Below are 9,173 nucleotides of genomic sequence, written 5' to 3' on the forward strand. Positions count from 1 at the left end.
TTTGGAGAGGCCCATGGCCGAGGACACACCCGCGGCGGGCAGCGAGGAATGGGGCGTGCTGCTGACGGCGCACGCGGTGCTGGTCGAGCAGATGGAGCGCCGGCTGGCGCAGGCGGGGCTGCCGTCGCTCGCCTGGTACGACGCGCTGTGGGCGCTGGAGCGCAGCCCGGGCCAGCGGCTGCGGCTGAGCGAGTTCGAGCAGTGGATGGTGATCAGCCGCAGCAACATCACGCGGCTGGTGGACCGGCTGGAGGACGCAGGGCTGGCGCGCCGCGAGCGCTCCGACGAAGACCGCCGCGGCGCGTTCGCGGTGCTGACGGCCGAGGGCCGCAAGATGCGCAAGCGCATGTGGACCGTCTACGAGCCGGCGATCGGCGCGCTGTTCAACGCGCCGTTGACGGCCGCCGAGCGGGCCCAGGTGGGCGTGATCGGCCGCAAGCTGCTGAAGGCGGCGCGTGGGGATGCGGGCTGAGACAATCGGCGGCTGCCTGACCTGAGAGCCCTGCCATGACCCAGAAGAAATTCGACCTCGCCAAGAACCTCGCGCTGAAGATCAACAACCAGATGAAGGCGGGCGGCGTGCCCGGCCGCTTCGGCCAGGAGGCGACGGCGGTGGTCGACAAGCGCGAGCAGCGCCGCCGCGATGCCGCCGCCGGGCTGGTGCCGTTCGCGTGCAAGCTGCCGGCCGAGCTGACGCAGCAGCTCAACGAGCGTGCGGCGGCCCACGAGGGCGGCATGACCGGGCTGCTGGTCGAGCTGCTGGGCAAGGCGCTGAAGAAAAAATAAGCCGCCGCAGCGGAAATAGCGGCGGCTGCTGCGGCGTACACAGGGCATCCCTCACTGACCGGAGACCCCGATGCTCAAGAAGACCTGGATCCCGCTGTTCGGCGCCGTCGTGCTGGCCGCCTGTTCGTCGATGATGGGCGCCCCGGCGCCGGCCAAGGTGGCCGATGGCGCCTTCGTCGGTGCCAACGGCATGACGCTCTACATCTTCGACCGCGATGCTGCCGGCAGCGGCAAGAGCGTCTGCAACGGCCCGTGCGCGACCAACTGGCCGCCGCTGATGGCCGACGATGCCGCCAAGGCCGGCGGCGACTGGAGCGTGGTGACGCGCGATGACGGCAAGAAGCAGTGGGCCTTCAAGGGCAAGCCGCTGTACTTCTGGGCCAAGGACACCAAGCCGGGCGACAAGACCGGCGACGGCTTCAACGGCGTCTGGCACACCGCGACTCCGTAGTCCGGATGCCAATCCGGGCTACGAATACACCGTGACGACCTGGTAGCCCAAGGCGGCCAGGTCGCCGGTGGGTGACCACAGCCGCGACACCTGGTTCACGTACCCGCCCGCCGCGGCCAGCGCCTCGGTGTCGACGCGCCACCAGCCATCCGCCGGCAGGTCGTGCGCGACCGGGCGCAGCTGCAGTTCCCACGAGACCGAACTCGCCGGCGCCGGCCGCTTGAAGTGGCTGATGGCCGGCGTCGGCGGCGCGTCGGCCAGCATCACCGCCAGCAGCTCGGACGGCAGCGGCTGCGGCTCGCCCTTCAGGCGCACGTGGATGCGGCTGTGCCAGCTGTCGGTGCCGCTGAAGGGCAGCCCGCCCTCGGCCCAGCGCATGTCCAGGTGCTGCAGGAAATCCGGCATCGCGCCGGCGACGAAGGGCAGGACCGGGATCTGGTCCGGTCCCCGCTCGACACCCGGCTGCGCCGGCGCCAGCCGGGGCACCACCGTCTCGCGCTCGCCGCCGAACACGCCCAGCATCAGCGCCGCGGTCTCGCCGCGTTGCTGCACCAGGGCCTGCAGCTGGCGGACGCTCTTGCCCTCGCGCAGCACGCGCACCACCACGTCCACCGGCCCCGGCGTGACCGGACCGATGAAGCTCGTCTGCAGCGCGCGCAGCTGCACGCCGGCCGGCCAGGCCGCGGCGGCCACGTCGCGCATGGCCTGCACCGCCAGCGCCGAGACCAGGCCGCCGAACGAGGTGCGGCCTTGCTGCCAGTCTTCGCTGATGTCGAAGCGCACGGTCTCGCCGTCGCGGGTGCGGGCGTCGAGCAGGCGGGACAGGGGGAGGAAGTCGGCCATGGCAGTCGGGGAAGGTCGGTGATGGTGGATTATCGAAGCGCGGTGCAGCGGCCGATGCCGCCAACGCGACATTCAGCGCGGCCGTGCTGCCGCCACCTCGCGCCGCTCGGCGTCGCTGTGCTGCCCGAGCTCGATCAACGCCATCACGTCGATCGCCTGCGCGGCCGGCACCGGGTTCGGCGCCTCGCCGGCGATCGCATCGCGCACGCCGGCGTAGTAGGCCGGGTAGTCGCCGCGCAGCAGCGGCCAGGCGCAGGACTGCAGCGTCTGGCCGTCCGGCCCCAGCGTGCTCAGCGTCGCGGCCTGCGTGTCCAGCCCCCAGTCGGCCCCGGGCGTGGGGCGCAGCCCGGCCTTCAGCGCGTCTTCCTGCAGGTCGAGCCCGTGCTTGACGAAGCTGCCGTGCGTGCCGTGCAGCGCGAAACGCGGGCCGGGCAGGGCCGTCAGCGCGCTCGCCCGCAGCGTGACGCGCAGCCCGTTCGCGTAGGACAGGCGTGCATCGAAGCCGTCGTCGTTGACGGCATGGTCGCGCTGGCGCGCCAGGTCGAGCCGGATCGCCGCCGGCCAGCCGAACAGCTGCAGCGCCTGGTCGAGCAGGTGCGGGCCGAGGTCGAACCACAGCCCGCCGCCGACCGGCGACTGCTCGCGCCAGCGCTGCCGCACCAGCGGCCGGAAGCGGTCGAAGCGCGATTCCAGCTCGGCGACGCGGCCCAGCGCGCCGCGCGCCAGCAGCGCGCGCAGCGTCAGGAAGTCGCCGTCCCAGCGGCGGTTGTGGAACACCGACAGCACGCGGCCCTGCGCGGCAGCCAGCGCATCCAGCTCGATGGCTTGGGCCAGCGTCACGGTGAACGGCTTGTCGACCACCACGTGCTTGCCCGCCTGCAGCGCCGCGCGCGCGAGCGGGTGGTGGCTGTCGTTGGGGCTCGCGATGACGACCAGGTCGACGTCGTCGCGCGTGCACAGGCGCAGCGGGTCGGCCTCGACCGGCAGCCCGGGCCAGTCGCGTGCGACCTTGGCGGCATCGCTGCTCGCGATGGCCTGCAGCCGCAGGCCGGGAACGCTGGTGATCAGCGGTGCATGGAAGGTCTGGCCGGCATAGCCGTAGCCGACGAGGCCGGTGCGAACATCAGGGCGGGAAGAGGGGGCAGTCATCGCAAAGTCCGAGAGGATCGTGGGGCACTGTAGCCGGGTGTGTCCGGCGGGGATGGCATGATGCGCGCCGCACTTTCTCCTGAAGGATGACCTGGAATGAGTTTCGTCGCTTCCTCCACCACCACGGGCATCGCCGCGCGCTGGCTGCTGGCCGCCTGCCTGGCCGGCCTGGCCGCCTTGCCCACGCATGCCGCCGACCAGCCCGCCAAGAAGAAGGAGGTCACGCTCGGCAAGGCCAAGCCCGGCCTGCCGATGCTGACCAAGGAGCAGCTGCGCAGCTGCCTGTCGCGCAACGACAGCATCAAGGGGCGCATGGCGGCAGTGCTGCCGGAACAGGCAGCGCTGAAGAAGGAAGGCGATGACCTGGCCCAGGCCGGCCAGGCGCTGAACGCCGACCGCGCGACGCTGGACTCCACCAAGGAGGACGTCGTCAAGGGCTTCAACGAGCGTGTCGTCGAGCGCGAGAAGGCCGTCGAGGCCTACAAGGCGCGTTCCGAGGCCTACAACGCCAAGGTCGATGCGCTGCAGGCCGACAAGACGGCCTACCTGAACGACTGCGATGGCCGCACCTATTTCGAGGATGAGGAAGCGCAGATCCGCAAGGGAAAGTAGCGCCCTAGAATCGGCGGCTTCTTTCTCTTACCGTGAGAAGCCGCCATGACCGTTGCCACGAGCAATCCGCTGCTGCAGCCCTGGGACACCCCGCACGGCCTGCCGCCTTTCGACCGGGTCCGGCCCGAGGACTTTGCCGCCGCCTTCGAGGTGGCGCTGGCCGAGCATCGCGCCGAGATCGACGCCATCGGCGGCCAGGACAGCGCCCCTGATTTCGACAACACGGTGGCGGCCTTCGACCGCTCGGGTCGCCTGCGGGCGCGGCTGGAGGGCCTGTTCCACAACCTGACGTCCAGCGAGACCTCGCCGGCGCTGCAGGCCGTGGAGATGCAGCTTGCCCCCCGCATGGCCGCGCACGCCAACGCCATCTACATGCACGCCGCGCTGTTCCGGCGCATCGACGCGCTGTACGCGCAGCGCGCGTCGCTGGGCCTGGCCGCCGAGCAGCGGCGGCTGCTCGAACGCGTGCACCTCGACTTCGTGCGCGCCGGCGCCAAGCTCGCCGGTGCGGCGCAGCAGCGCTATGGCCAGGTGATGGAGCGCCTGGCCGAGCTGACGACGCGCTTCGGCCAGAACGTGCTGGCCGACGAATCGGCCTTCCGGCTCGAGCTGCGCGGCGAGCGCGACCTGGCCGGGCTGCCGCCGTTCGTGCGCGACGCGGCGCGCCAGGCCGGTGCCGAACGTGGCATCGACGCGGCGGTGATCACGCTGTCGCGCTCGCACATCGTGCCCTTCCTGACCTTCAGCGAACGCCGCGACCTGCGCGAGCAGGCCTGGCGTGCCTGGGTGTCGCGCGGCGAACACGACGGCCCGCACGACAACCGCCCGGTGGCGCGCGAGATCCTGGTGTTGCGCGCCGAGCAGGCCCGCCTGCATGGCCATGCGAGCTATGCCGACTATGCGCTGGCCGACACGATGGCCGGCTCGCAGGCGGCGGTGAACAAGCTGCTGCAGCAGGTGTGGGTGCCGGCCAAGGCGCGTGTCGCCGAGGAGCGCGAGGCGCTGAAGGCCTTGCTGATGACGCTGCCGCAGTCGCAGCGGCCCGCGGCGGGTGAGTCGCAGGAGATCGAAGCCTGGGACTGGCGCTACTACGCCGAGAAGGTGCGCCAGGCGCGCTACGACCTCGACGAGGCGGCGGTCAAGCCCTACTTCCCGCTCGAGCGCATGGTCGAGGCCGCATTCGACTGTGCGCAGCGCCTGTTCGGCCTGCGCTTCGCGCTGCGCGGCGACATCCGCGCCTACCACCCCGACGTCAAGGTCTACGAGGTCAGCGGCGCAGACGGTGCGCTGGTCGGCATCTTCCTGCACGACAACTTCGCGCGGCCGAGCAAGCGCAGCGGCGCGTGGATGGGCTCGTACCGGCAGCAATCCCGCCATGGCGGCGGCGTGCTGCCGGTCGTCGTCAACAACAACAATTTTGCGAAGGGCGCGCCCGGTGCACCGACGCTGCTGAGCTTCGACGATGCGGCGACGCTGTTCCACGAGTTCGGCCACGGCCTGCACGGCCTGTTGTCGAACGTGACCTACGAGCGCCTGTCGGGCACCAACGTGCTGAACGATTTCGTCGAGCTGCCGTCGCAGATCTTCGAGCATTGGCTGGCCGAGCCCGAGGTGTTGAAGCGTCATGCGCGGCATTTCGAGACCGGCGAGCCGATCCCGGATGCGCTGGTCGAGCGCCTGCAGGCGGCGCGCAAGTTCAACCAGGGCTACGAGACGGCGCGCTACACCGCGTCGGCGCTGGTCGACATGGCGGTGCATGCGGTCGGCGACCCCGAAGGCATCGACATCGTGGCCTTCGAGCGGGCCGAGGTCGAGCGCATCGGCCTGCCGCACGGTGTCGGCATGAACCACCGGCTGCCGCATTTCCAGCACCTGTTCTCCAGCGCCATGTATGCGGCGGGCTACTACGTGTACCTGTGGGCCGAGGTGCTGGACGCCGACGGCTACGACGCGTTCACCGAGGCCGGCAGCCCGTTCGACCCGGCGGTGGCGCAGCGCTTGCGCGAGCACGTGTACGCGGTCGGCAACAGCCGCGAGCCGGGGGAGACCTATCGCGCGTTCCGCGGGCGCGATGCGTCGGTGGAGCCGATGCTTCGCGAGCGCGGGTTGCTGCAGACTTGAGTTCGTAGCCCGGATGCCAATCCGGGTTTGTGTTCCTGTCTTGGCGCGAGCAAAGGCGCGGGCGGGCAGGCTGGGGCGCGCCGGACTCCCGCCGCTCGCTTCGCTCGCTGTGGTCAAACAGTCGGCGACAAGTCAGTTTTCACGAAGCGTGCTGGCGCACGCGGGCCCTCAAAGCAGCCAGCTCCGGCGCCCCACCCTGATTGGCGCGCCCCAGCCTGCCCGCCCGCGCCTTTGCTGAGCCAGTGGTGCCTTGCGGCCACCCCTTCGACAAGCTCAGTCCGAACGGTTCTTTGCGAACGGGCGCGCGAAAGAGGGGTGTGTTCGTCGCACGCGGCTTTGCTCGCGCCGACATACGAACACGAATACCGGATTCGCTTTCGGACTACGGGAACAATCGATCGAGCGCCCCCAGGAACGCCGCGAAGTCGATCGGCTTGGTCCAGTAGTCGTCGAAGCCGGCGGCGCGCGCTTTCGCGATGTCGTCGGGCATCGCATTCGCCGACAGCGCGACGCACAGCGTGCCGGCCGTCTGGGGCTGCGCACGCAGCCGGCGCAGCACCTCGAAGCCGTCGAAATCGGGCAACTGCATGTCGATCAGCACCAGGTCGGGCCGCAGCTCGGCGGCACGCTTCACCCCTGCCGCGCCGGTCGGCGACGATTCGATCGCGAGCCCCGCCTGGCCACGCACCAGTTCTTCCACCAGCAGCACGTTGACCGGGTTGTCCTCGATGTAGAGCAGCTGGCCGCGGCGCTCGCGCGGGGCCTGCGCGGGGCCGGCCGCGCCATGCGGTGCCGATGACGGCGTCTCCTCGGCCGGCGCGTCGGCGCGCGGCAGGCGGACGTCGAACTGCGAGCCCACGCCCGGTTGGCTTGTGACCATCACGACTCCTTCCATGCGCTCCACCAGCGCCTTGACGACGGCCAGGCCGATGCCCGTGCCCTCGATGCCTTCGTTCTCGATGCCCAGCCGGTTGAACGGCTCGAACAGGTGCGACAGCTGGTCGGTGTTCAGCCCGCGGCCGGTGTCCTCGACCCGCAGCGTCACGTGCGTCGCATCGACCCGGCACGACAGATTCACCCGGCCATGCCGGTGGTTGTACTTGATGCCGTTGCTCAGCAGGTTGATGAGCACCTGGCGCAGCCGGATCCGGTCGGCCCGCACCGTGGCCTCCAGCCGCTCGGCATGCAGCGTGATGCCATGCTCGCGCGCCAGCGCCTCGACCAGCGGCAGCGTCTCGTAGACCACCGCCTGCAGCGACAGCGGCCGGATGTCCAGCCGCAGGTTGCCGCTCTCCAGGCTCGACAGGTCGAGCACGTCGTTGATCAGCGACAGCAGGTGGCGCCCGGCCGCGGCGATGTGCTCGATCTTGTGGTTGTGGTCCGCCGTCAGCGCCCGCGCATCCAGCTGCAGCAGCTGCGCGAAGCCGAGCACCGCGTTCAGCGGCGTGCGCAGCTCGTGGCTCATGCGCGCGAGGAACTCCGACTTGGCCGTGCTCTCGCGCAGCGCGACCGCACGCTCCTGGCGCGCGCTCTCGGCACTGCGGGCCTCGGTGATGTCCCAGTTGACCCCCATGTGGCGCCGCACGTGGCCGTTGGCATCGGCCACCGCCGTCGAGCGCGAGGCCAGCCAGTGCACCGACCCGTCGGGCCAAACGACGCGGAACTCGTACGCGGCGCTCAGGCCCTGCTCGACCGAATGGCGCAGCAGCGCGGCGACGCGCTCGCGGTCCTCGGGCCACACCATCGTGGCGCGCTCGGCCTCGTCCGGCACGCGCGACGACGGTTCCAGCCCGCGCAGCCGGAACATCGCCTCGTCCCAGACCGCGACACCGGTGTCGGGCACCCATTCCCAGGTGCCGATGCCCACGCTGCGCACCGCCAGCCCGATGCGCTCGTTCGCGCTGCGCAGCGCCGCCTCTGTCTTCACGCGCTCGGTCACGTCGATCGTGATGCCGAACAGCATCGGCCGGCCGTCGCGCGTCTCGCGGCGCACGCGGTTGACCAGCCAGCGCACCTCGCCGTCGGGGCGGAGGATGCGGTACTCGTGCTCGACCGAGACATCGTTGGTGGCACGGATCTCGTCGCGCACGCGCTCCATGAAGGCCCGGTCCTCCGGGTGCACCACCTCGGCCATCCACTCGGTGCCCGACGGCACGCCGCGTTCCTTGGGGCGGYCGATGATGCGGTACATCTCGTCGTTCCACTCGGCCCGGAAGGTCACCGGGTCGCGGCTCCAGATGCCCAGCCCGGCGGCGGTGGCGGCGATCTCCAGCCGCTTGGCCATCTCGGTGGCCCGTCGCGTGTGCTCGACCTGTTCGGTCACGTCGAGCGCGACGCCGACGAACTCGATCGCCGTGCCGTCGGCATCGCGGCGCACGACGCGACGCGTCAGCACGTAGCGGAAGCTGCCGTCCGGCCGCCGGTAGCGCGCCTCCATGTCGACCGGCCGGTCCGAGCGCATCGCGACCTGCGCGGTGGCCAGCACCTGCGGCAGGTCGTCCGGGTGGATCAGCGCGCGCACCTCGTCGATCGACAGGCCCTCGGGGCGCGGCACGATGTCGAGCACCTGGTAGGCGCGCTCGTTGTAGTACATGCGGTCGCGCTTCAGGTCGTGGCGCCAGATCGCGATGTTGCCCAGGTCGACCGCGATCTTCAGCTGCGCGCTGGTGTCGTTGAACGACTCGGCCAGCTCGTAGGCCTCGGTGTCGTCGACCATGATGCCGATCGCGCGCACCGGCCGGCCGGCGGCATCGTTCTTGACCTCCCACTGCGAATGCACGCGCCGCACCTGGCCATCGGGCAGCACGATGCGGTAGCGCATGCCGTAGGTGCCGGCAGCCCGCGTCGATTCGCGAAAGCGCGGGCCGATGCGGTCGTCCGGGTGGATGCGCTGGTTGGCGACCTCGAAGTTCGGCGTGCCGGCGCTCGGGTCCATGCCGAAGAAGCGGAACATGTGGCGGTCCCAGCGGCCTTCGCCGGACGGGATTTCCCGCTCCCAGACGCCCAGCCGGCCGAACTCCTGGGCCATGTCGAGCAGTTCGGCCAGGCGCCGCGCCTCGGCGGCCAGCTGACGCGCCTCGGTGACGTCCTGCACCGCCAGCAGGCCCGGGCCGGGCGTGCGCAGGCGCAGCCAGCGCGGGGCACCTTGCGGGGCCGTCCAGGGGTGCTCGTCGATCGCCAGCGCCGCCGCGGCCGGCAGGCCCAGCAGCGC

At 71.0% G+C, this 9,173-nt stretch carries 8 protein-coding genes; 5 read left to right on the forward strand and 3 right to left on the reverse strand.

The features are described from left to right. Positions 1-13: 13 nt before the first annotated feature. The 3 genes from AC1DYN_RS23875 to AC1DYN_RS23885 all read left to right on the forward strand — a co-directional run bounded on the left by AC1DYN_RS23875 (position 14) and on the right by AC1DYN_RS23885 (position 1,237). On the forward strand, positions 14-472 hold the full coding sequence (locus tag AC1DYN_RS23875) for a MarR family winged helix-turn-helix transcriptional regulator (RefSeq protein WP_477963683.1): 459 nt from the start codon (positions 14-16) through the stop codon (positions 470-472). Between the two features lie 35 nt (positions 473-507). After that, positions 508-786: a hypothetical protein gene (locus AC1DYN_RS23880; RefSeq protein WP_477963685.1), complete on the forward strand. Its 279-nt coding sequence runs from the start codon at positions 508-510 to the stop codon at positions 784-786. Positions 787-856: 70 nt separating this feature from the next. Next, positions 857-1,237, forward strand: a complete 381-nt coding sequence (locus AC1DYN_RS23885) for a COG4315 family predicted lipoprotein (protein WP_477963687.1) — start codon at positions 857-859, stop codon at positions 1,235-1,237. A gap of 18 nt (positions 1,238-1,255) precedes the next feature. Here the strand turns inward: AC1DYN_RS23885 and AC1DYN_RS23890 are convergent, their stop codons facing one another. Both AC1DYN_RS23890 and AC1DYN_RS23895 read right to left on the reverse strand, forming a co-directional pair. Continuing rightward, on the reverse strand, positions 1,256-2,080 hold the full coding sequence (locus AC1DYN_RS23890) for an acyl-CoA thioesterase (protein ID WP_477963689.1): 825 nt from the start codon (positions 2,078-2,080) through the stop codon (positions 1,256-1,258). 72 nt (positions 2,081-2,152) lie between these two features. Next, entirely contained in the window at positions 2,153-3,229 is a 1,077-nt protein-coding gene (locus AC1DYN_RS23895; RefSeq protein WP_477963691.1) for an oxidoreductase, read from the reverse strand. A 96-nt stretch (positions 3,230-3,325) separates the two neighbouring features. Here AC1DYN_RS23895 and AC1DYN_RS23900 point away from each other — a divergent pair, with 96 nt between their 5' ends. Together AC1DYN_RS23900 and AC1DYN_RS23905 are read left to right on the forward strand one after the other, a co-directional pair. Then, on the forward strand, positions 3,326-3,841 hold the full coding sequence (locus AC1DYN_RS23900; protein WP_477963693.1) for a hypothetical protein: 516 nt from the start codon (positions 3,326-3,328) through the stop codon (positions 3,839-3,841). Between the two features lie 45 nt (positions 3,842-3,886). Then, positions 3,887-5,962 (forward strand): M3 family metallopeptidase, encoded by a 2,076-nt coding sequence (locus tag AC1DYN_RS23905; RefSeq protein WP_477963695.1) that lies wholly within the window; start codon positions 3,887-3,889, stop codon positions 5,960-5,962. A gap of 382 nt (positions 5,963-6,344) precedes the next feature. Here the strand turns inward: AC1DYN_RS23905 and AC1DYN_RS23910 are convergent. Next, on the reverse strand, positions 6,345-9,173 hold a 2,829-nt coding region (locus AC1DYN_RS23910; protein ID WP_477963697.1), incomplete at its 5' end, for a PAS domain-containing protein.

This window comes from Rhizobacter sp. P2_D12, assembly GCF_056404395.1.

Excerpts from the sequence above, each read along its gene's own strand:
- AC1DYN_RS23875 (WP_477963683.1), top strand. The coding sequence starts at position 14 with ATGGCCGAGGACACACCCGCGGCGGGCAGCGAGGAATGGGGCGTGCTG.
- AC1DYN_RS23895 (WP_477963691.1), bottom strand. The coding sequence starts at position 3,229 with ATGACTGCCCCCTCTTCCCGCCCTGATGTTCGCACCGGCCTCGTCGGC.
- AC1DYN_RS23880 (WP_477963685.1), top strand. The coding sequence starts at position 508 with ATGACCCAGAAGAAATTCGACCTCGCCAAGAACCTCGCGCTGAAGATC.
- AC1DYN_RS23900 (WP_477963693.1), top strand. The coding sequence starts at position 3,326 with ATGAGTTTCGTCGCTTCCTCCACCACCACGGGCATCGCCGCGCGCTGG.
- AC1DYN_RS23905 (WP_477963695.1), top strand. The coding sequence starts at position 3,887 with ATGACCGTTGCCACGAGCAATCCGCTGCTGCAGCCCTGGGACACCCCG.
- AC1DYN_RS23885 (WP_477963687.1), top strand. The coding sequence starts at position 857 with ATGCTCAAGAAGACCTGGATCCCGCTGTTCGGCGCCGTCGTGCTGGCC.
- AC1DYN_RS23890 (WP_477963689.1), bottom strand. The coding sequence starts at position 2,080 with ATGGCCGACTTCCTCCCCCTGTCCCGCCTGCTCGACGCCCGCACCCGC.